The organism is Proteiniphilum sp., assembly GCF_034927365.1.
Taxonomy (GTDB): Bacteria; Bacteroidota; Bacteroidia; order Bacteroidales; family Dysgonomonadaceae; genus Proteiniphilum.
In genome coordinates this window covers 1-22543 of sequence record NZ_JAYFQD010000039.1, presented here as the reverse complement: position 1 = coordinate 22543, position 22543 = coordinate 1, and the positions used below count along the sequence as shown (strand labels likewise).

The 22543-nt window shown below is 44.0% G+C and carries 20 protein-coding genes; 5 read left to right on the top strand and 15 right to left on the bottom strand.

What is annotated here, in order from left to right; genetic code table 11:
• Positions 1 to 25: 25 nt before the first annotated feature.
• From VB073_RS17190 to VB073_RS17135, 12 genes are all read right to left on the bottom strand, one after another.
• Positions 26 to 892: a class I SAM-dependent methyltransferase gene (locus VB073_RS17190; protein WP_323405416.1), complete on the bottom strand. Its 867-nt coding sequence runs from the start codon at positions 890 to 892 to the stop codon at positions 26 to 28.
• A 243-nt stretch (positions 893 to 1135) separates the two neighbouring features.
• A complete protein-coding gene (locus VB073_RS17185; protein ID WP_323405415.1) occupies positions 1136 to 1666 on the bottom strand; it encodes an HAD-IIIA family hydrolase in 531 nt (176 codons plus the stop codon).
• A gap of 63 nt (positions 1667 to 1729) precedes the next feature.
• The gene (locus tag VB073_RS17180) at positions 1730 to 2773 is read right to left on the bottom strand and encodes an N-acetylneuraminate synthase family protein (RefSeq protein WP_323405414.1); all 1044 of its coding nucleotides are present in this window, start codon (positions 2771 to 2773) and stop codon (positions 1730 to 1732) included.
• 4 nt (positions 2774 to 2777) lie between these two features.
• Entirely contained in the window at positions 2778 to 3554 is a 777-nt protein-coding gene (locus tag VB073_RS17175; protein WP_323405413.1) for a cytidylyltransferase domain-containing protein, read from the bottom strand.
• 1 nt (position 3555) lies between these two features.
• On the bottom strand, positions 3556 to 4404 hold the full coding sequence (locus tag VB073_RS17170) for a hypothetical protein (RefSeq protein ID WP_323405412.1): 849 nt from the start codon (positions 4402 to 4404) through the stop codon (positions 3556 to 3558).
• A 471-nt stretch (positions 4405 to 4875) separates the two neighbouring features.
• Positions 4876 to 6000, bottom strand: coding sequence for a glycoside hydrolase family 76 protein (locus VB073_RS17165; RefSeq protein ID WP_323405411.1), 1125 nt, complete (start codon positions 5998 to 6000; stop codon positions 4876 to 4878).
• A gap of 11 nt (positions 6001 to 6011) precedes the next feature.
• Positions 6012 to 7154 (bottom strand): SusE domain-containing protein, encoded by a 1143-nt coding sequence (locus VB073_RS17160; RefSeq protein WP_323405410.1) that lies wholly within the window; start codon positions 7152 to 7154, stop codon positions 6012 to 6014.
• 10 nt (positions 7155 to 7164) lie between these two features.
• Positions 7165 to 8298: a SusE domain-containing protein gene (locus VB073_RS17155; protein WP_323405409.1), complete on the bottom strand. Its 1134-nt coding sequence runs from the start codon at positions 8296 to 8298 to the stop codon at positions 7165 to 7167.
• 20 nt (positions 8299 to 8318) lie between these two features.
• Positions 8319 to 9944: a RagB/SusD family nutrient uptake outer membrane protein gene (locus tag VB073_RS17150; RefSeq protein WP_323405408.1), complete on the bottom strand. Its 1626-nt coding sequence runs from the start codon at positions 9942 to 9944 to the stop codon at positions 8319 to 8321.
• 13 nt (positions 9945 to 9957) lie between these two features.
• On the bottom strand, positions 9958 to 13389 hold the full coding sequence (locus VB073_RS17145; protein WP_323405407.1) for a TonB-dependent receptor: 3432 nt from the start codon (positions 13387 to 13389) through the stop codon (positions 9958 to 9960).
• A 95-nt stretch (positions 13390 to 13484) separates the two neighbouring features.
• A complete protein-coding gene (locus tag VB073_RS17140; RefSeq protein WP_323405406.1) occupies positions 13485 to 14465 on the bottom strand; it encodes a FecR family protein in 981 nt (326 codons plus the stop codon).
• A 64-nt stretch (positions 14466 to 14529) separates the two neighbouring features.
• Positions 14530 to 15090, bottom strand: a complete 561-nt coding sequence (locus VB073_RS17135) for an RNA polymerase sigma-70 factor (protein WP_323405405.1) — start codon at positions 15088 to 15090, stop codon at positions 14530 to 14532.
• Between the two features lie 181 nt (positions 15091 to 15271).
• On the opposite strand from VB073_RS17135, the gene VB073_RS17130 reads away from it, so the two are divergent.
• Genes VB073_RS17130 through VB073_RS17110 form a run of 5 tightly spaced genes read left to right on the top strand, consistent with a single transcriptional unit; the run spans position 15272 to position 20711 of the window.
• Entirely contained in the window at positions 15272 to 16513 is a 1242-nt protein-coding gene (locus tag VB073_RS17130) for a glycosyltransferase family 4 protein (RefSeq protein WP_323405404.1), read from the top strand.
• 56 nt (positions 16514 to 16569) lie between these two features.
• Positions 16570 to 17292, top strand: a complete 723-nt coding sequence (locus tag VB073_RS17125; protein ID WP_323405403.1) for a class I SAM-dependent methyltransferase — start codon at positions 16570 to 16572, stop codon at positions 17290 to 17292.
• Entirely contained in the window at positions 17292 to 18089 is a 798-nt protein-coding gene (locus VB073_RS17120; protein ID WP_323405402.1) for a glycosyltransferase family 2 protein, read from the top strand. The genes VB073_RS17125 and VB073_RS17120 overlap by 1 nt, the downstream gene beginning before the upstream one ends.
• Entirely contained in the window at positions 18089 to 20158 is a 2070-nt protein-coding gene (locus VB073_RS17115; RefSeq protein WP_323405401.1) for a hypothetical protein, read from the top strand. Before VB073_RS17120 ends, VB073_RS17115 begins: the two co-directional genes overlap by 1 nt.
• Positions 20159 to 20174: 16 nt before the next feature.
• Complete coding sequence (locus VB073_RS17110; RefSeq protein ID WP_323405400.1) at positions 20175 to 20711, top strand: RNA methyltransferase; 537 nt, start codon at positions 20175 to 20177, stop codon at positions 20709 to 20711.
• 56 nt (positions 20712 to 20767) lie between these two features.
• Here the strand turns inward: VB073_RS17110 and VB073_RS17105 are convergent, their stop codons facing one another.
• The 3 genes from VB073_RS17105 to radC are packed head-to-tail and all read right to left on the bottom strand — an operon-like array spanning position 20768 to position 22541.
• Positions 20768 to 21514 carry a UDP-2,3-diacylglucosamine diphosphatase gene (locus VB073_RS17105; protein ID WP_323405399.1) on the bottom strand — a complete coding sequence of 249 codons (747 nt, stop codon included), beginning with the start codon at positions 21512 to 21514 and terminating at the stop codon, positions 20768 to 20770.
• A 27-nt stretch (positions 21515 to 21541) separates the two neighbouring features.
• Positions 21542 to 21859 (bottom strand): metal-sulfur cluster assembly factor, encoded by a 318-nt coding sequence (locus VB073_RS17100; RefSeq protein ID WP_323405398.1) that lies wholly within the window; start codon positions 21857 to 21859, stop codon positions 21542 to 21544.
• Positions 21860 to 21908: 49 nt separating this feature from the next.
• Positions 21909 to 22541, bottom strand: coding sequence for a RadC family protein (gene radC, locus VB073_RS17095; RefSeq protein WP_323405397.1), 633 nt, complete (start codon positions 22539 to 22541; stop codon positions 21909 to 21911).
• Between the last annotated feature and the right edge of the window lie 2 nt (positions 22542 to 22543).

The following is a 22543-nucleotide window of genomic DNA, read 5'->3' as shown; positions in this document are numbered from 1 at the left end:
TTATACAAAATATTGCGCTTGGTTCCTATTTAATGGCTTCGATGGAAAACAGAAAACCCATGTGTACCGGGTTTAATTTGTCTTCCCAGAGAGTAGGACTTATACTTTGATAAGGTTGTGTAAAGTAGACCTCGGAAAATCCGACATCTTTCATAAATGAAAAAAGGTCTTCTTTCGAAAAATAATTGGCATTATGCTGATGTGGTTCTTTTTTGTTTTTGTCCACATAACCCAAAACATTCTCATAGAAAGAGGCTATATCCTTTTTATCTTTTGTCTCTAACAATTCCCGGATATTTGACGATCCCTTGGATAGATTATCCAAAGCTGCGGTGGCATTATGGTAAATAAAAGAATTCTCGGCATTAAAGATCAACTCCTCTGAATCGGACAGACTCTTGAATACATATTCATTTTTATCATTAAAAAATGCTTTAACCCTTCCGTTATATTTTTTAAGAAAATCATCCAGGAGTTCATTCGATTCCCTGCATTCAAATGGAATTTTTGGTGAGATCAATTTATGATTATAAAGCCGGTAAGCATATTCGTAACAATGGACTTTCGAGTGGAAAACTCCGCCCTTTTTCAGCATCCGGAATGCCTCCCTGCAAAGATTTTTTGTCGCCTCCATGGAGATGTGTTCAATGACAAATGAATTGAAAACGACTTCTGCATGGTCATCCGGGACAGGAATCGGGGATAATGATTCCAAGTCGTAAAATATATCAATCCCTTTTTTACTATACTTGCTTGTTTCCAGATCAATATAAGTCCAAAAATCAAATTTACTTCTCTGAGAGCCAGCTCCAATATTGTAAAATCTTTTCTCTTTAATACTCTCATCACTATAGAGATTGTGTATGTATTGTTTCAAGAAATCGTTCTCCATCAATTTCTTCTGTATAAAAACGTTGTGAGGAAACAGATTTCTGAAGAGTTTTCTGCAGAAACTTGAATGCTTAATCAAATTTGAAATTAAGAATTTGAAATCTTTTTTCATTTTGGCTATTCTTTAGTTTAGGTCCAATCATAAATATACACAATCGCACAAAAACATATATTCAGTAAGGTGTCGAAGTCAGGAAATCAGTCACTGAAAGAAATCTCATATTTTAATAATATATTGAAGTGACTAAAGCAATAATGACTCTATTGTAGATTGAAGTAATCCACTGTCGGATAAAATCTTCTCCACCAATTCACGGAAAGCGCCCTGGCCTCCCTGCTTCTTCGTCACATAATGCACTTCCTGTTGGATATAATCCAGCGCATCGGCGGGTGTGGCACTGAACCCCACAGCGCGCAACAGGGACAGGTCGTTGACATCGTCACCAATAAAAGCCATATCCTGCAGTGAAATATGACGCTCTTCACAAAGACGCTGAGCCAGTTTCAATTTATTCTGGACACCTATATAACAATGCTCGACACGCAGCTTTCGTGCACGTTGGGTTACTATCTCCGTATTCTCACCTGTCATGATAACCGTATCGATCCCGTGATGACGGAGCATTGCCACCCCCCATCCGTCCCGGACAGAGAATTTCTTCATCACATCACCATCAGCCGTATAATACATACCACCATCAGTCCATACACCATCGATATCGGTAATAACCAGTTTCGGGAGTTCTTTCTTTATTTCATCTTCTGCCATATCCATTTCAATTGTTCATGATTCGTGTGTTACAACTATCCCCCAATTCGTATGTCCAAAAGCGATCTGTCAATCCAGAAACTCTTTATAAATAATCTCATCCTTTGGAATTGGCTTTGTCACCGTCCGGCCTATCACAAGTCCCCTATCAGCCCATTGGTAACCATCGCCGGGACTCAACAGGTGCAGGTCGTTTTCGGAGATCACCTCTCCCGGCAACAGGTCCCGTTTGGCAGCCAACGACCGTTCAAGCTTCCGGCGCGCTGCTTCCACCTCCTCTTCCACAAAAAGGTCTTCTTTTCCCAACCATCGTTCAGCCACACGGATATCACGGATCATACGGTTTACGCCATCCGGACCTAACGAGCCTGCCTGGTCGGTTCCTTTCATCCGGCGGTCAATCGAGACATGCTTTTCTATCATCTCGGCTCCCATTCCCACGGCCACGGCTGCGGCAGCAATACCGATGGTATGGTCGGAAAAGCCGATACGGTACTGTCCGTAATGCTTCTTCAAATAGTGAATCGTATTGAGGTTCAGCTTATCGGGATGGGTGGGATATTGTGATACACAATGCAATATCGAGATGTTGGAGTGATACCGGGTGATGATCTCCAGCGCATCATCCAGTTCTTTCTTCCCGGTCATGCCGGTCGACAGGATGATGGGTATCTTTGTTTCTGCCATCGCCTCCAGTAGAGGGAGATTGGTCAGGTCCCTGCTGGCCACCTTCAGATAATCGGGGGTAAAGAGCTTCAGCAACGAGAGGCAGCCGATGGCACAAAGGGTCTCCACAAACTCCAGGCCTCTCGATTGGGCGTGGAGATAGATCTCGTGATGCTCCTCGTCGGATAATTCGAGGAATGCACGGTGTTCACCATACGTACGACCGAAAGAGTGAGGCGAGTCATAGGGCTGGTTCATCTGGGAAACGGAAAGCTCCTCTTTCAGGTCGCGTTTCGTCAATTTCACCGCATCCATCGGCTTCAGATCGATATTGAAGACCTCCTCCTTCACCGGTCGGGAAACCAGGTCGACAATCAGTTTGGCAATATCTACCGACCCGTTATGGTTCTGGCCGATCTCTCCGATTATATAGGTATGTTGTGCCATCTTGTTATTTGGTGTTCAAAAGGATTTGTTGTTTCATCTGTTCGTAAAAGTCGGGAAAAGTATCCAGCGTCTCCAGTACCGAAGAGATATCAATCCTGCCGTGTCGCTCCATGCAACGGGCATAGATGGTCCGCTGCATTTCAAAATCTTCAAGGGTATCGAGCGTCAGTCGGATATTCCCATTCTCTTCTATCGCACGGGGGATAGGGATCAGGTCGATCTCAAAACCTTCGGGATGGGTGTAGATATAGTTGGTGACATGCTCATGGTAGAGCTTCTCTGCCGTCGTATCGGCAACCCGTCTCAGGGCATCCAAGCGTACCACTTCCGGCCAGAATCCGTAGTGCGTTTTGATCGTTGGCGTACCGTCCGATCTCGAAAAAGCGATATAATCATGCGGTTGCACCGTGATACGGTTGATCAACTCATCCAGCGCATCCATATCAAGGAACGGGTTATCGGCACAGACACGGATTAGCTTCGCCACACCGGCAGAGGCGGCGGCATCAATAAAACGCCCGAGCACATCCTCTTCACTTCCCCGAAACACCGGGAAATTACACTTATCCGCCACTTCGGCAATCAGATCATCCGAAGGATTCACCGTCGTCGCCACCACCATCGCCACATCCCGCCGAAGGGCAAAACGGCTGTTCAGCCGCTGCAACAGCAATTCGAGTACCCCCTTCCCATCATGGAACGGCCTGACCATCTTGGCGGGCAGCCGTGTCGCCCCCATACGTGCCTGAATAATAATCCCGGCCCTATCTTCCTTTTTCATATCAATCGATCGACATTTTCCCGAAAGCATCAATGAAAGATCCGGGGGTTATATTAATAATTTTCTTTCCTGTCTTCTTGCTGTAAGCCTCCACCTCATGGTAAGACCGGAAAGCGACAGCCATACTGTTCAGCAGGTCATGTAACTTATGGGACGACACCACCCGTTGCGTACTATTCTTGTCATAGAAATGCGCCCTGTCCTCCACCACAACATTATTCTCATCCACCCAGATCTCTTTCATCCAGGAGTGATCCGCTCCCGCCAGATAAATGGTATCATAAGGCAGTTGAAGGGCGACCATCAGACAAGCCACCAGCACATTGCGTGGCCGAGGCATCCCAAGCCGTTTCTTGTAATAAAAATGCCGGAAAGCGAGTAAACCTTCCACAGGAGTAGCATTGAACCAGTGGATGTGGATATAGGGCGAACGGCTTACCATCTCCTGCCATACAGGATGTTTGCGTGCGCTTACCGGCGCGAAGAGATGCATCTCCCACTCCGTTTTCTCCACCATCGGCACAAAAAGCTTCTGTCGTGTAGCCTCATCATCAAAGAAAGCAGGATCCATCAAAAGGTAAAACTTAGGACGCAATTCGGCGTATTCATCCGTCGTGGCGGAGAAGTTGACCACCATCAAGTCCTTCCCTTCGAGAAAGGAGGAGTGATCCGACAATAACGGACGGAGTGAAGGGCCATTCCCCAACACCACCAATTCCTTATAAGCTACCGGCAACGAAAATGAATCCACTCTTTTCGACAACATCCCGATACGGAAAAGACTCAACAAAGAGTTTCCCGCTTCTCCCATTTTTGAATACACTTTCTCCAGTGCCGGCATACCGTTCAAATTCCTTTTATTGCTAATTTCTGCAAAAATACTATTTTTGTGAAGGCAATTCAAATATTATCGTGAATATTCTGAAGAAGAATTAATCAACATTTTGTACGTTTCGTTAGAATTAATATGAAATTAGATAATATACACTGATTACAGACAAAGAGATAGCAAAAAAAATTTCCTTTCTATCTCTTTATTAAACATTTATTATGAGCACACAAAGAAAACTAAGGAGATTAAATTTTGACTTAATACAGGCTGAAATGTCTTGATTATGATGAAATGGGGAGAGGACTTAACTATCTCATTTCTGGTAACTAAAAAAGGAAATAGGAATATCAAAAAATATATCAAAGATGTAGAACAAGCCTTTTGGTTTGAAGACTGATTAAAACATATCAATTGTATTTATAAAGGGAGACCCCCTTCGGAATCTCCCTTTATCAACCATACATCAACTCTTCCCGAAGGAGTAGTGATCTATTGCAGATACTTGCCCTTCTCAAGAAGCGCCATTGCCTCGATCAGCATACTGCCGCTCAATTGCTCGGTCAGGCCGGTGACAGATGCCGGTTTGTTTCTCCAATCGGGACCAAATAATACCACCGGTTTGGCAGTTCCCTGCAACCACAATGTCTCGGCATTGTACTTCATAAACTGGATATAGCGCCTCTTATCACCGGTATCCAAACGCTCCTGCTGAATCAGGTCGGTGAAGTAGCGGATAAAAATACCTTTGAACAACCCACCGTCACCAGTTCCTTCGCTTTTCAGGATGGAGTTATTGACCAATGAACCGATAGTATAATTGGCTGCACGCACGGCGTCATTCAGATAGGACCTCTCTCCCAAAATGTTATGCAATTCGACAGCCGAACCGATAAAGGTTCCCTGATTGTAGGTGAAAATCCAGTCTCTTTTAATCTCTCCGGATTCAATATCGATATTATCATAGACTGCCCCGGTATTGGCATTAAAAAGAACGGACTTTTCCCAGTTGTAGATCTTTAGCGCCCACTCCTTATCCTCTTCATTACCAAAACGCTGGTACAGACGTGCCGCGAGGATACAAGCCGGCCCATTAGAGCAGGCATTCTTTGTTTTCCGCTCCTTGTTCCAGACAATACCTCCACCGGCCTGTTCAGACCATCCGGTTTTGATATATCCCCATACCTGAAGGGCGGCATCCTTGAACTTATCGTCCTTGGTTGCATCATATGCACGCAGCAGCGCGAGGGCGATCCACTCCATATCATCGTAATAATGGTTGTCGAAAGTATTGCCGTTCTTGACCTTCACTCCTTCGAACCACTGATTCATATAGTTCTTATAAGTGTTATCTCCGGTACGCAGGTAAGCGTCGATCACCGCATCCAGGGCATGTGCCTGGGGCCAGTAATGAAAGTCGTTCTTCCCGTTACTATCGTAATTGAAATACTTCTCTCCTCCATTCCAGAAGGATCCCAACAGCCTGGTGGCGCTACTGTCGGCAGCAGCGCCCCAATTGACCTTATATTCCTCTTCACCACCGTTCACAGGGTCCTCCTCTTTCTCACACGAGATGATGGCAAAAGAAAGGAGTATCAAATAAAACAATTTCTTCATTTCCTGTTCTTTTATTTACTTATGGAATGTGTATAAGGCGTATCTGCCGTCAGATATATCGTATAATCGGCAGGAACACCATCGAAATCACCCATCAGTTTCCACTTGTTATCCCATTGTGAAACATTTGTCAGTAGTTGCAGGTAGTAATAGGATTCGGGACTGCTTGAGTTCGGCCGTGAATCGGTCTGGTTGAGTGTTCCCCATTCGAATTCTTTTTCGGCCCCTTTACCACCATCCTCTTTGACAAACATCCTGAATTTATAGCGTTCATCTCTTCCCCAGCCTTCCTGTTTGAAGGTGACAGTCTTATTTGTCGCTTTAAACACTCCATAACCGGAATAGGGCAAATCAAACAGTATCTCATTGGTCGGACTGAAGAAGAAGCTGATCCTAGTAACAAGCGTAATCGTGCATGCGCCGGTTTCAAAATCGGTCGTAATCCAGTATACACCGTCCTGGTTAACGGTGGAGGTTCCCCCTTCTTTCAACAAACCTTCAGAGGATATGGAGAACTCCATCGGTGTACCCGTTCTGGAGTCGACGAAATGGAATGGTTCCCCCCCTTTCAATCGGGTATATCCTTCATAAGCACCCGATCCCAGTGATTTCATCCGCTGGGCTTTCGACAGATCTGTGCCACCTTCCGATGCTGTTCCGGTGATATACAAATCCAACGGATCTTCAAGGCCAGCCAGACGGGTTACTGTAATTGAATGCTCCTGAGTAGCTTTCACGGTGTTCATCCCCTTCGTGGAAAAGACAGTCCATTTAAAATTACCCTTCTCCCTTGGTTGAATCCCAACCAATCCTGCAATCTTATTAATCAGTTTATGCGAAAGGGTTGCGTGATTATAAAAGCCGTTATTATCAGCTTTCACCAGATAGACCGGATTTGAGAAATCGCCATCGGCCTTGTCAAAAGCGAGGTAATAGATGGAGGTACCACCGGCAGAGACATCGGTATATTCCCACTCAAAATAGATGGTGGCAGAAGCGGTGGTCTGGAGTTCTATGTCCTTATCGTTGAGGGGCTCAACCAGTGCATTTACCGGGGTCAGCCGAGTATCAGTATCACCCATCTTATCGTTACATGTCCAAAAAGAAAGCACTGAAACGATCACAAATAATATTTTTGTAAATGATGTTCTCATAATTTTTTTCTTATTTGATGACTAAATTATGGGTATATTCACCGGAAGTATTCAGCGAGAAGGTAATATCATACGTCTTATCACTCCAGCCGTCAGTAGCGGGATTCTTCCATATCTGGTTGTTGGTCCACTGTTCCACATTCAACCTCTCAACCATATAATAGTAGGACGCATTACCGGTCGGCTTACTGTCGTTATTCTCTGCGCGCCATTCAGTAGTACCGGCGGAACTTTCCATCCTGAATTTATAACGGTCGTCGGAATTATCACTTCCACTAAGCCCTGTGATAGTATGATTGGTCAGTTCCCATACACCCAACCCTTTATAGGGCAATACGATTTCTCTTTGCGACCAGTTCAGGTAGAGAAACACTTTGGTCACCTCTTTCGTTTCGAATGAACCGGTATTGAAGTCCAGATAGTATTTATAGATACCGGTAGCATCTGCTGTAGACGTTCCGCCCTCCACAATCTTCCCGCCACTCAACGAAAATTCAAGCGGTGATCCGGTTTTTGCACTTACGAGTTTGAATGGTTTTCCGGCTTCTAATTTCGTATAGATTTCAAATTCGCCATCGCCCAGTTTTTTGAATACCAGAGCGTCCGACAGGTCGGTTCCCACTTCGGTCGCTTCTCCCGTCAGATACAATTGCTCGGGGATATTGGCAAGCCCGGAGAGACGGGTCAATGTGATGGTACGTTCCTCTAACGCCTTCACCGGATTGATTCCCCTTGAAGCGAAGACCGTCCATTTCAGCGATCCCTGCTGGGACGACTCTATCCCGGCCAGCGCCGCGATACGGTTGAGGTCCTTGTGCGAGATAATCGCTTCATTGTTACTGCCGTTGTTACCTGAAGCCACCATAAAGACAGGGTTGGAGAAATCGCCATCAGCCTTGTCAAAAGCCACTTCGTACAACACACCGCTACCATCTTCCGCGAAAGCGGGTTCCCATGTGAAAGTCATCGATGCAGAAGCATTCAATATCACTGTCCTGCCATCGTTGGGATCATACAGTTTCTTCACCGGAGTAACCCCCAGGTGTCTCACATCCAAATCACTGCTGCAAGCTCCAAAAGCAAAAAACAGGACGGTAATGAGAGTGACGTGGATTATATTATTTTTTATTTTTTCTCGTTTCATACATACATGTGCTTAAATCATTAGTAATTCGGGTTTTGAGTAAGATTTCGATTGATATCCCGCTGCGATTGGGGAACAGCAAAGAGATAATCCCTTTCAGGATTGAATTTACGTTCCTCTAACAGGATATAAGAAGTATTATTGGCTTCGAACTTGGCACCATGTGGACGTCCGTTCAATACTGTCTCTGCAGTCTTCCAACGCCGGATATCGAATAACCTCAATCCTTCTATCGCCAATTCACAGCGGCGTTCACGGCGTATAATTTCCTTCAGATTTCCTCCGGCGGGATAATTCAATGCTGAAACATCAGTAAATCCGGCTCTCTCACGAATCGGACGGATGGTTTTGTTCCAAACCTCTTCATTCATCTGCCCTAACTCATTCTTGGCTTCAGCATACATCAAAAGCACATCGGCATAACGCATCAGAATAATATTCAGCCCGGCCGCTATACTTCCTTCGGGAGCAGTAGGATCGAAATATTTGCGTAGATAGTAGCCGGTGGATGAAGCATTTTGACCCTGCCCGGCGTATACATCCAATTTTTCCTCATCGGTAGTACCTGTCCCCGGTTTAATATAAATAGTGGAGACAGAACCATTTCCTTTTTTCCATTGATAGCCATGATGGACAATCGTCTTGGCAAAACGGGGATCACGATTCACATAAGAATTCTCTTCATTGTAGCCGGAACCGGTCTCACGAATGGTTTTACCATTCATCATCACATAGTCATCCACCAACTCCTGCGTAGGAGCAAAAGCGTTGATACGTGCACCCGCTGAAATAGGAATGGCATCGTAGTAATCACCCCATGTCCTGAGTGTTAAAGTGTAACCTAAATCCAGAATTACTTCGCTGTTATATTCATTCTCCGGCAAGAATAACCCTTCATAACTCGGGAACAAGGAATAGGTACCGTAATCGCCATTGATAATTTTTTCAGTTATCGAAGCTACATTCTGATAATCATTTTCATAGAGGTAAGTGCGTGCAAGCAATACCATGGCTGCCCCTTTGGTAATACGTCCATTATCTTTCTCGGCGTATTGCTGCTTGGTAGGCAAGTCGGATACTATTGCGTTCAGTTCGGTCCTGACAAAATCGAGTACAGTTGCCCGTGACGAACGTTCGATATTATTCGCTTCCTGCACTGTGATATCACGATCAAACAAGGGCACATCTCCATAATGATTGGTCAGGGTGAAAAAGATAAACGCACGGATAAAGCGGATTTCTGCTTTCATTCTTGCCTTTAAGGCCTCATCCATACCTGATACCCGGTCTACATTTTCAAGAAATACATGGCAGGTCTTAATACCTTCAAATGCTTTTTTCCAACGTTCAGCAAACAGTCCGAGGGCAGCATCGGCTTGCCCTGATGTAATTATTTTCTCATCAGGATTTCCACGTCCCAGATAGAGATTATCGGTCAGCTTCTCATCGGAGAAAAAACGACCGGCATCGTGCATCTGGCTGTAAGCCATACTCAAAACGGCAGAAGCTTTTTCGGTAGAAGTCCAGTAGGTGGGATCGGTAAATTTGTTGGTCGGTTCCAGATCGAGTTCATTGCAAGCCATAAAAAGGAGCAACGATATGCCAACAATTCCCGAAAGTATATATTTTGCTATTTTATTGTTCATAATATCCATATTTTTAAAATTCCAAATCAAATCCAAATCCATAATAAACCAAGGTGGGATAATTACGGGCACTGTTGGCACCCACACCACCAATACCTCCCATATTGCTTCCGAATTCGGAAGATTCCGGGTCGATAAATGAATTTTTCGATAATGTCAATGGATTTTGTGCATTCACACTGATCCTTAATTTCTGAACACCATAGCGGCTTGTCAATGCTTTGGGTAATGTATACCCGAACTGAATATCTTTCACGCGCAGGTAAGCTCCATTCAACAGGTAAATATCTGTTCCGGCTTTACCCCAGTTATTGTTGCTCGACATGGAGCCGGGGGCAACCAGACGGGGCCAACGTGCGTTAGGATTGGTCGGTGTCCAGAAATCGAGCTGATGCTGATAAATGGCATAGGAATAGTTGGAATGGAAAGGTTCTATCAACTCACCACGCACATACATATCACGCTTGCCTACTCCCTGCAGGAATATCCTGAAGTCGAAATTCTTATAGGTCGCATCATAGGTGAAACCGAAGGTATAGCGTGGAAAAGCGTTACCGAGCACCACACGGTCCTTTTCATCGAGGGCACCATCACCATTCGAATCCACATACTTCACATCCCCGGGCTGGACCGATGCACCGATAGGCAAAATGCTGTTGGCAATCTCCTCGTAACTCTGGAAGTAACCGGCGGTTTTATAACCGAAATAACTACCCAAAGCCACACCTTCCCGAATCAGCTTATACATCTGGTCGTTCTGGTCAATACGGTAATCGCCACCGAAGTCACCAACCTTGTTCTTCGAATCAGAGAAATTCAGAGTGAAATTATGATTGAAATCACCCGATTTCAATCGGTAAGAAACAGTGGCCTCCCATCCTTTATTTTTCATTGTTCCGGCATTTTCTTTCGCGGCGGTTGTCCCGAAAACGGAAGAGATCTCAGGAGAAAGGAGAATATCCCATGTGGTCTTGTTAAAGTAATCCAACGCGACATAGAGATTATTCTTAAAAAAGGTAGCATCGACACCGATGTTGAAGGTCCCTGCCTTTTCCCATGTGAGGAGAGGATTCCCTACGGTAAACCCGGTCCCGGGAACAGCTGCATTATTGAACACATAACTGTCTTTGTACATCTGGTAGACCGTCTGATAAGAATAATTATCTACATTCTGGTTGCCAAGCACACCATACGACGTACGCAATTTTAAATCTCCTACAGAAGATCTATAGCTATCCATAAAACCTTCTTCGCTCAAACGCCATGCTCCCGAAAACGAAGGAAAGAATCCCCATCGGTGGGCTTTCGCAAATTTAGAAGAACCGTCGTACCGGAATGATACATCGGCATAATACCTGTCCATATAACTATAACCCGCACGCCCAAAGAGAGAGGTTATACTCATTTCGTCGGTCGCAGGATTTCCATTACCTTCAGTACCGATCGAGTTATAGTTATTTGGATCGGGTTCCTTATCTTCAGTGGTTGGCAATCCTAAATCCTCATCAGTATACTTCCAGGCGATACGGCTTGATTGGGAGGTATAGGATTCATTGGAAGCACCCAACAAAGCGGTAACATGATGGGATACATTGAACGTACGATCGAAATCAAGCAGAAATTGGGTACTTAATGTGTATCTCTTATTGTTGAAATCTTCTGTCATCCGGTCAGCATGAATACTGGGGCCCGGTGTTTCTGCATCACCCGATGCATACAACGGTACTTTCTTGTCCCGACGGAAACGATGATGTTGTGTCAAATCCAAACCGGCCACTCCTTTGGCTGTAAGACCCTCCATAATCTTAAAATCGAGACTCATGCTACCAATGAAGTTGTCTTCGGCTTTCTTTTCATACCCGCCTTCCTTCAGATAAGCCATCGTATTATCATCACCGATAATATTATTAATCAACCACTTACCATTCTCCTGGAACTTATAATAATAGTAAGGTGGAATACGGGAAGAGTTGATAATCACATTTCCGGTACCTCCCGCCACTGTGCGCTGACTGTTCCGGTTATAAGCCATGATAGAAGTCAATTTGAAACGTCCATATTCAGTAGTGAGGTTACTACGGAAATTGTACCGTTCCAGACCGAAATTACCCACGAAATTACTGCCTTGATTAAAATATCCTGCAGAAACGAGATAGGTTGTTCCACTATTTCCTCCCGATACCGTGAAGTTATAGGTTTGTTGCATGGCTTTCTGCATAATCTCATTGAAGTACCAGTATTCCTCTCCACGGTGATCATACAGGTCGCGGATTTCCGCGGGAGTAAAGGCCGGTGAATTACCGCTATTCATATTGGCAACATTACGGTACATGGCGTTTTGCCAACCTTCTACCGGTTGAAACAAAATATGGGGATTTTGAGAACCTACCAACCCATTAAAGGTAACAACCGGTTTACCGGTAGAAGATCCTTTCTTTGTGGTTATCAACACAACTCCATTTGCCGAACGGGAACCATAAATTGCCGCACTACCCGCATCTTTCAATACAGAAACATTCTCGATATCGTTCGGGTTGAGGTTATTCAACGTACCTGCACTGGAAATTAATCCATCGATAACGATCAGCGGATCATTATTGCCCATCGTACTCACACCACGAATATTGATGTTGAGGCTATTATCGTTGGGATTCATGTTTTTTTGCTGGATAATAAGGTTGGCAGAAGCGCCCTGTAAGGCAGTCACAGCATTGCTTACCGGCCTGTTCTCAAAAACTTCTTTGCCAACCTGATCCACAGATCCGGTTATGCTTCTACGCTGACGTGTTCCATAACCGATAACCACCACTTCATCCAACTTGGTCACATCTTCCAACAAGACAATATCAAGGGTATTTTTCCCGGCGGTCGGAATATCCTGTTCAAGGTAACCGATATAGGTGATCCGGAGAACAGCATCGTCCGGAACACGTAATGAAAAATTACCATCGATATCGGTTACCGCACCAATGGCACTATTGCCCACTACCGTGACATTTGCACCGATGATAGCCTCTCCTTTTGCATCCACTACCTTTCCGCTAACTATCCTGCCACTCTGTTGATTTGCCCTGGTGACAGAGTTCTCTTTTACAAGGCTGATGTTGTTTCCTTCCATTTTGGCTACAATATCAGTCTGATCGAATAAATCATGGAGAACCTCTTTTACAGATTTGGCTGTTGCATTTACGGAAACTTTCCGGGATAAATTTACCTCTCCCGCGTCATACACAAACAGATAGTCTGTCTGACTCTCAATCTTGGACAATACTGTCCCTATTGACTCATTCACAACGTGTATATTCACTTTCACATCCTGAGATTTTGCATGAAGCGACAATGCAAAAAAGCTAAATAAACATAGCGTTACAAGATGTTTTTTTAATTCAAAACGGAATGCCGTTCTGATTAAAAAGTCCATTTTTGTCCCTTGAATGTTCTTCATTCTTCTTCCATTTAATTATTAAACTACTCTATTTGATTGGTAAAAAATTAATCAGATAATTCGTTTATCCGATTTGTCCTCACTTTATTCCAAGTCTATTCGATTGTGATCAGATTATTGATCGTATCATTCTTAAATTTAAAATCATTCTGTAACTCAAGCACTTTCAGAATATGGCTTACTCCGTCCTGAAGCCTGAATTTTCCGGTATACTTGCGTTTCATTCTCCTCCCACCTACTATATTGATTTTCGTATCATAGTATTGCTCCAATAGCAAGGCTATTTCATGTATACTTTTATTATCAAGATAGAGGATTCCATCTCTCCAGAGAAAATTATTCAAATCAAATGAAGTCACTCTCACTTCATTGTTCGTGATAATAGCACATTCAAGAGGTTTCAGCAGAAGACTTTCAGATTCCTCTTTCATATTTATTTCCACACTTCCACTGAGAAGTGAAGTCTCAAAGGTTTCAGCGGTATCGTATGCTTTCACATTAAACTCCGTTCCCTTAACTTTCACGCTGTAAGGTTCCACTTCCACAATAAAAGGATGTTCGGGATCATGAGCAACCTCAAAAAAACCTTCACCATATAGTTGTACGACCCGCTGACGACCATCAAAAGAACGGGGAAACACTAATCTCGATTTGGAATTGAGCCAGACCTTTGTACCATCGGTCAAAAGAAGCTTTACGGACTGACCTGCGGGAACAGATATCTGCTGCATACCGATCGCTTTATCGTTAGACACCTTGTCTTCATCCTGCCCAAGGTTATTACGGCGATAGACGAAAACAGACAAAACTATTCCGAGTAAGAAAATAGCGGTAATACGGAGGAAAGCAGGAGATATAATTTTCCGTCGTTTTTTGTCCGATAAAATAGACCTATTCTCAGAGAAGTGCCATACAGAGATATCCTGCAACCGTCTCAATTTATTAAATTCATTTTCGTTCTCTGAAGACGATTTTATCCAGCGAAAGACTTCGTCTCTCTCCGTTTGTGAAGTATTGCCTTCAAGATATTTTCTTAATAAATTAAAATCCATTCCGAGTAAATCTATAAGTAACATCAGATACCTCTTTATATAAAAAGACGATAATCCACTAATTACCCCTAAAACAAAAAGAAGATTTTTAGAAAAAAAATAAAATGATAGCGTAAGGGAGATAATCGCTCAGAGATAAACGAAGGGATTTCAATGCTTTAGAAATGTGATATTCTACATTTTTTACGCTCATATCGCATTGGAGGGCAATTTCTTTATTGGAGAGATTTTCGTAACGACTCAACATAAATATTTCACGTGTTTGAGAGGAGAGTTGCATAAGGGTTTGTTCAATAATACGCTCTATTTCTTTTGAGAAGATGATATTTGGGTCACATTCCTCTAAAGACGCTATTCGAAAATTAAGTTCTTCGTTTCCCAATTCCGACAAATAATCATATGCCCTTTTCCTGGTTGCAAGGTTTTTCAGATAGTCTAAAGATCTATTTTTCAACAAAGTTAACAAGTATGCTGAAACATTATTTATTTCTTCGTTGCGAATCACTTCATACAGTTTGATCAGCACCTCAGATGCAATATCCTCTGCTACAAATCTATCATGCACATAAGATTTTGTAAATAAAAAACACTTCTGATAATAAGCTGCGTACAACTCTGCAAAACTGTTCGGATTAAATGATCTTTCCATTCAAATTAAAACTGTTAAACAAACCAATTCAACAATTCAGTTTGTCATTTAAACAAAAGAGCTATAAAGAAAGTTTCGAAAAGAGATGCCAAGAATGTAACCGGATCGTGCAAAAGAGAGGGTATTTCCAGTTTTATTATCCAAAATCATTACTTTTGTAATTATATAACTACTTCCGGGAATGAAGGTACTTTTTATCAGCACAAGCAACATACAGGGAGGGGCAGCCATTGCTGCAACCCGGCTAATGCATGCAATGCGGACTGCCGGATATGACGTATCGATGGCAGTACGCACTAAAAGGGGTAGTGACACGGAAGCATTCGCTATTGGGAATGAGAAGGCAAATAGATTACGGTTTTATTGGGAACGGGGAATTATTTACCTCAGCAATAGGCTATCAAGAAAGAACCTGTTCGATGTATCTATTGCCAATACGGGAGTTTCTATAACAAAACTCCCCACATTCAGGGAAGCAGACATCATCCATCTGCACTGGGTGAATCAGGGCATGCTCTCCGTAAAAGAAATCGGACAGATTCTTGCTTCAGGGAAAAGAGTAATATGGACGATGCACGATATGTGGCCATTCACGGGTATTTGCCATCATGCCGGTAGTTGTAACACCTACAGTGTCGGTTGTGGACACTGTCCTTACCTGAAGTCACCCTCTCAAAATGATCTTTCCCGGATTATTTTTCGTAGAAAACAATTAGCCTATACAAAAGGAAATATCACTTTTATAGCTTGTAGCTGTTGGCTGAAAGAGTTGGCTGAGAAAAGCCTCCTTACCCGGGGTCATCGTGTTCTTTCCATCCCTAATCCAATTGATACGGAAAGTTATCTGCCAATGGATAAAAGTAAAGTACGCAACAAACTGAATCTGCCCCTTGACAAAAAAATAATCCTGTTCGCGGCAGTAAAAGCGTCCGATAAGCGTAAGGGGATGGACTACCTGGTGGAGGCAGCCAATCTGGTGGCACACCATTCGAAGGAACTGCTTTTTCTTATCGCCGGAAGTGGAGGGGAAGATATCGAAAAACAACTGGCCGTACCTTCAAGAAGTATGGGATATGTCTCACCCCAACAGATGCCGGAACTCTACAATGCATCCGACCTGTTTGTCACGCCCTCCCTCTATGAAAACCTGCCCAATACCATCATGGAAGCGATGGCTTGCGGAACACCCTGTGTAGGTTTTCAGGTTGGAGGTATTCCTGAGATGATCACTCACCGTGAAAACGGATATGTGGCCCGGTACAAGGATGCTGTCGACCTCGCTGAAGGAATAGTCTGGTCCTTACAGGAAGAAAATCATACAGTTCTTTCAACAAATGCCCGCAACAAAGTTCTCCAATACTATTCACAGGAAAAAATAGCACAACAATATAAAGAAATCTATGAATATGAGATAAAACCATAATGTCGTCACTCACAAATATCTTGTATCTTGGCTCTTGACTCTAAATTCTTAATCATATGAAGGAAAATAACAACATCACCGACAAGGAATACTGGGATAATTACTGGAACAACTACCAGTATGACAAGATACCCAAAAAGGTAGTATTCGAAGGGTTTATGCCGAAACTGACCTGGGGACAGGATTTTATCGAAATCGGCGGATTCCCCGGGGTATTTGCCGCTTACTTCTACCAACGGGGTATCCATGATGTGACCATACTCGATTTCCATATCAATGAAGATATCGTCCGGAATTTCGAAAAGATAAACGGACTGCCGGAAGGAGCCATACGATGCATCGACAACGATTTTTTTGCTTTCTCCTCCGACAGGAAATATGATATTGTCTTCTCTTCCGGTTTCATCGAACATTTCGAAGATACACAGGATGTGATCAAGCGTCACGTGGACCTGCTTTCTGAGAGAGGACAGTTACTTATCCTAATCCCCAATTTCCTGGGACTGAATGGAAAAATCCAGCAGTGGTACGACAGGGACAATCTGGAGGCCCATAATCTCCGATCGATGGAGATACCCCGACTGAAAGAGATCATGGACTCATTCAACCTCCAGGATATCTCCATCGAATATATCGGAAAACCAATGCTCTGGCTTGAGCCGAAACCGGAAAACCGGAACAGGAGAAAGTGGGTCAAGATGATGAGTTACGCCATCAAATTATTCCCGGTGAAAGGGAAGTTATTATCGCCTTATATTGCCATATACGCCCGGAAATAATGAAACTATCGGTTATTACTGTCACTTATAATGCTGAGAAAACGCTGGAGAGAACATTAAGAAGCGTACAGGAACAAACATATCCCACTCTTGAGCATCTTATCGTGGACGGTGCATCGCGTGATGGCACTATATCACTAATCCACAAATATGCAGAAGAAACGGAAAATCCACAGGGGAAAGCTGTTACCAGGAATGAAGTAGAGTCACAGGAGGAAGCAGCCAAACGTCATCCGTTACGATGGATCAGTGAACCCGACCGGGGATTATACGATGCCATGAATAAAGCCATCAAGATGGCTTCCGGCGATTATCTCTGCTTTCTGAACGCGGGTGACACCTTTTGTGCTCCGGATACAGTGGAGAGAATGATGCACTCATTCAGTATCAGCGAACAGCCGGATATCCTTTACGGAGAGACAGCCATTGTGGATGATAATGGCAGTTTTCTGCATATGCGCCGATTGAAAACCCCTGAGATACTCACGTGGAAAAGTTTCAAACAAGGGATGCTGGTCTGTCATCAGGCTTTTATAGTGAAACGGGAATTGGCAGAGCCGTATGATCCCGCCTATCGCTTCTCCTCCGATTTCGACTGGTCAATCCGTATGATGAAGAAAGCCAGATCCATTCACAACACGCATCTCACCCTGATCAATTATCTCAATGAAGGGATGACTACCGCCAACCACAAAGCATCATTAAAAGAGCGATACCGCATCATGGCGAAGTATTATGGCCATACCTCCACCTTTGTCCATCATATCTGGTTTCTAATCCGGTCACTGTTAAAATAATGAAGAGAAAACAATTTATTTTACCCGTAATCATCTTCGCCACTATCAGTACCCTCTTATTGATGAGCTGCACGAAAGGACAAACGCCGGTTCAGTTGGAACTCTATTCTTCCCCCTGGAGTTTTAACACGGAAGAAAAACCTCTTGGTACCCTCTCTTATCAAAATCAGAGCGCAGATATTGCCATTCCAGGTGACAGTTCCAGTTTCACAATCAAGTTACAGGTAAATCTTCCGGGAGTAAATTCGAGAAAGTCAATTCTTACTATTCCCGGGATCCTGGAAGTTGCCATCTATCAACATGACATCAATGACAGAAACCAGCAGAATTATCCGGCTTATCCAATGCCGGACGGTTCTGTCCCTGTACTGGAAGCGTCTCTCCTGCTCCATCTGCCGGTAGAACCCGCTGAAGTCCGTCACATGAAAATAGGTGTTCCTCTCGCTATGCTGGTAAAGCCGTCAGGCGAACATGAAATAATACTTCATTTTTCGGGTGTTCGCTGGACCATATATATTGATAACGAAATGCTGGATAATGACTATCCTCTAGGATATCCAAAATGGGAGACACTTAAAAGATGGGAAATAAATCCCGATATTGTGACTAAAGCAGAAATATTCTCCCCTGGGATCGAACCACAAAAGACTGAATTGGATTCTCCACGCATTTCACACGAGATTCAGTACTGGACCCCTCCGGGACATAATACATGGGTAGGTGACGTGGCCACTTTTTATCATAAAGGACGGTACCATATATTTTACCTTTATGACCGACGCGGGCATGCCAGCAAATTCGGACGGGGAGCCCATTATTTTGAGCATATCTCCACAACAGATTTCAAGAGATGGACAGAGCATCCCGCAGCAACTCCCATAGAAGAACAATGGGAAACATTCGGAACGGGTACTCCCTTCATTTTCAACGATAAACTATGTATCAGCTACGGACTACATACCACCCGCATCTATCCCCGGGAAAAAACAACTCTACCTTTATTATGGAACTTCTATGATGCACACAATTTTACAGGTTCTTTCCGCTACGACACAATACCCGGTTATCCGGCCGGATCGACCTACTCCATCAGCGAGGATGGCATCACCCACTTCAAAAAGACTCATATACTGTTTCATCCCTGTGAAAACCCAAGTGTATATACTGATCCCGAAGGACGGTTGCGGATGCTGGCCAACTACGGCGCCAGGGGTACATGGGAGTCTGAATCTATCGATGGAGGTTGGAGGAGTATCAATCCCGGATTCCCTCCCGGCGGTGATTGTACATTCTTCTTCCGTTGGGGCGATTTCGACTACATAATCGGTGGTTTTACCGGTTTATGGTCAAAACCGTCCCATGCCGGGGAAGAGAGTTATGAAAGTGTTGTGGAAAAAGGGTTGGATTTCTATAACGGGATGTGTGTACCTGCCATTACGGAGATATCGGAGGGTCGTTTTCTGATGGCCGGCTGGATCCCCATGGTCAATTGGGGAGGCACTCTCAATATTCATGAAATGATCCAATACCCTGACGGTAGAATTGGCACCAAATGGATGGAGGAAATCATTCCCGCAACGGGGAAAGTAAAAAAACTGGCCCGTGAGATCAAAGAAACATCTGTCTACCCAGTTGATAACCCCTCTTTCATGCTTACATTCGATGTCAACCCGGGAGAGACGATATCGGAAAAAATAGGTTTATTGCTATCAGGATCTAATGAAAACGAGGCGTGCGAATTACAAATCAGCCCTCAGGCAAAAAGAGCACAGTACGGAAAAGGAGATACCCGAAAATACTCCGCCGAAGAAAAAACATTGAGGGAAGGAGGATATCCCAACCATGCACGCAATTATGCGATCGAGAATCTGATTGGTACTGACAAACCGTTCACCGTTCGTATGATTGTCAAATACGAAGAGAAGTATGGCGGTTCGCAGATCGACACCGAGATAGCGGGGCAACGCACCATGATCTCTTTTCGTCCAAACCTGAAAGTAGAAAATATGCTATTCAGATCGGAACAATCCACTATCAGGAATGTTAAGATAGTTGCTCTCAAAAACTGAAGAAAACAGAACATACATGCAACGGCGAAAACTAAAGATAGAGGAACTCAATCGCATTTCGGTCGAAGAGTTCCGTGAAGCGAGGAAGATACCCTTGGCAGTAGTACTTGACAACGTACGAAGCAGGCATAATATCGGTTCGGTATTCCGCACGGGGGATGCTTTCCGTATAGAAGAGATCGTACTTTGTGGTATTACCGGCACTCCACCGGACGCCGAAATTCACAAAACGGCGCTTGGCGCAGAAGATGCGGTCCAATGGCGTTATTTTGAAGAGACTCTTTCGGCAGTAGAGGCATTGAAAAGAGAGGGATACACCATCTTCTCCATCGAACAGGCAGAAAACAGTGTTTCATTAGAAGAGATGAAGCTGGATAACAAAAAGAAATATGCCGTAATTCTGGGGCATGAAGTGCATGGTGTAGAGCAGAAGGTGATAGATGCGTCGGACGGTTGCATTGAAATCCCTCAATATGGCACCAAACACTCCCTCAACGTATCAGTGACGGCAGGTATTGTAATTTGGGATTTCTTTCAGCGGCTTAGAAGGTAAATGGGAGTATAAACGATACAATACCCGGAACCACAAAAAATAAGGAGAGCCCTATATCAACTCCAGTGCTTCAACTCTAAAGTTTGTCCATCGAATTCCGCATAGGAGAAAAGAGTGATCCAGTCACCCAGGATAATTACGTGGCTATCATCAGCGATAGGCAGGTCGAGTAATACATGACGGTGTCCAAAGATAAAGTAATTAATATCGGGAATCTCCTTCAGCTTATTTTTTGCGAAGCCAATCAGATGCTCACGTTCTTCTCCCAGATAGGGGACCACACCTCCATTCTCACGGCTACTGTTCGACCATGCATAAGCCAGCGGTATTGTCCATCGCGGATGGACGGCAGAAAAGCATTTTTGCAGGAATTTACTGTGAAAGAGCTTCCGGAGAAAATGAAACGAACGGGAGTTATCTCCCAGCCCATCACCATGGGCAAGGAAAAACTTCCTTCCTTTTAATTCGATAATAAACGGTTCCAGATGCAGGATCATCCCACACTCTTTGGAAAGATAATCACTCAGCCAAAGATCATGATTTCCTGCAAAAAAATGGATTTCCACTCCATCATCTGTCATTTCTGCCAATTTACCAAGAACACGCGTAAATCCTCTCGGCACCACATAGCGATACTCATACCAATAATCGAAAATATCCCCCATCAGAAAGATCACAGCCGCATCATCCTTCGCCCGATCAAGCCAGCGACACAATTTACGTTCTGTTTCAATGGAGTCGGGATGCGATTTGGACCCTAAATGAACATCGGCAAGAAAATAGATTTTATTCCTCACAATCAATTTATTCAACCAGCCTTTAACTCACCGCTACATCATACCCAGTTCCAATAAAGCCTCTTCGCTCATCATCGACCGATCCCAGGGCGGATCGAAAGTAAGATTGAGGTCTACCTTGTTGACTTCGGATATCGACTCTACTTTCAACTGCACATCCATCAGTATGAAATCGGCAGCGGGACAACTGGGTGAGGTGAAGGTCATCTCGATAGTCACATTATTTCCCTCATCGATATCCACATCGTAAATCATTCCGAGATCGTAAATATTCACAGGTATTTCTGGGTCATATACCGTGCGGAGCATAACCACTATCTTATCTTGTAAAGCTTGTAATTCTTCGTTCATAATTTCATTTTCTTATTAAACCGATTATCCGGCATATTGTTTACTCCTGTCAGATGATTCCTTCATCTGCAAAGCTGAAATAACTATCGCCACATACAATAATATGGTCGAGTAACGAAATATCCATCCACTGGGCAGCTTCCTTCAGTTTCTTCGTAAGGTGTGTATCCTGCGGACTCGGCCTGCACTGACCGGAAGGATGGTTATGCCCAAGTATGATGCCTGACGCGTACTGGCTAAGCGCCTCCCGAAGGATCAGCCGTATATCGACCACTGTACCGGAGATACCCCCGCGACTGACCTGAATGGTAGTAAGCACCTTATTTGACCGGTCGGTCAGTAGCGCCCAGGTCTCCTCATGATTCAGGTCGCAAAGAAGGGGAAAGAAGTGCTCATAGGCACTCTTCGACGAGGATATTTTTCTTTGCCGGGGAGCTCCTTCGGTTTTCCGTCTACGCCCCAGTTCAAGTGCGGCCATGAGGGTCACTGCTTTCGTCTGTCCTATACCATGAAAATTATTTACCAAATCGGATACGCTCATCCGGGCAAGTTTATTCAGATCATTACCGGCCTTTGACAAGATATGCTGGCTCAATTCTACCGCACTCTGTTTGTCATTACCCGACCTGATAAGGATAGCAAGGAGCTCCGAGTCGGAAAGGACCGAAACTCCTTTCAACAGTA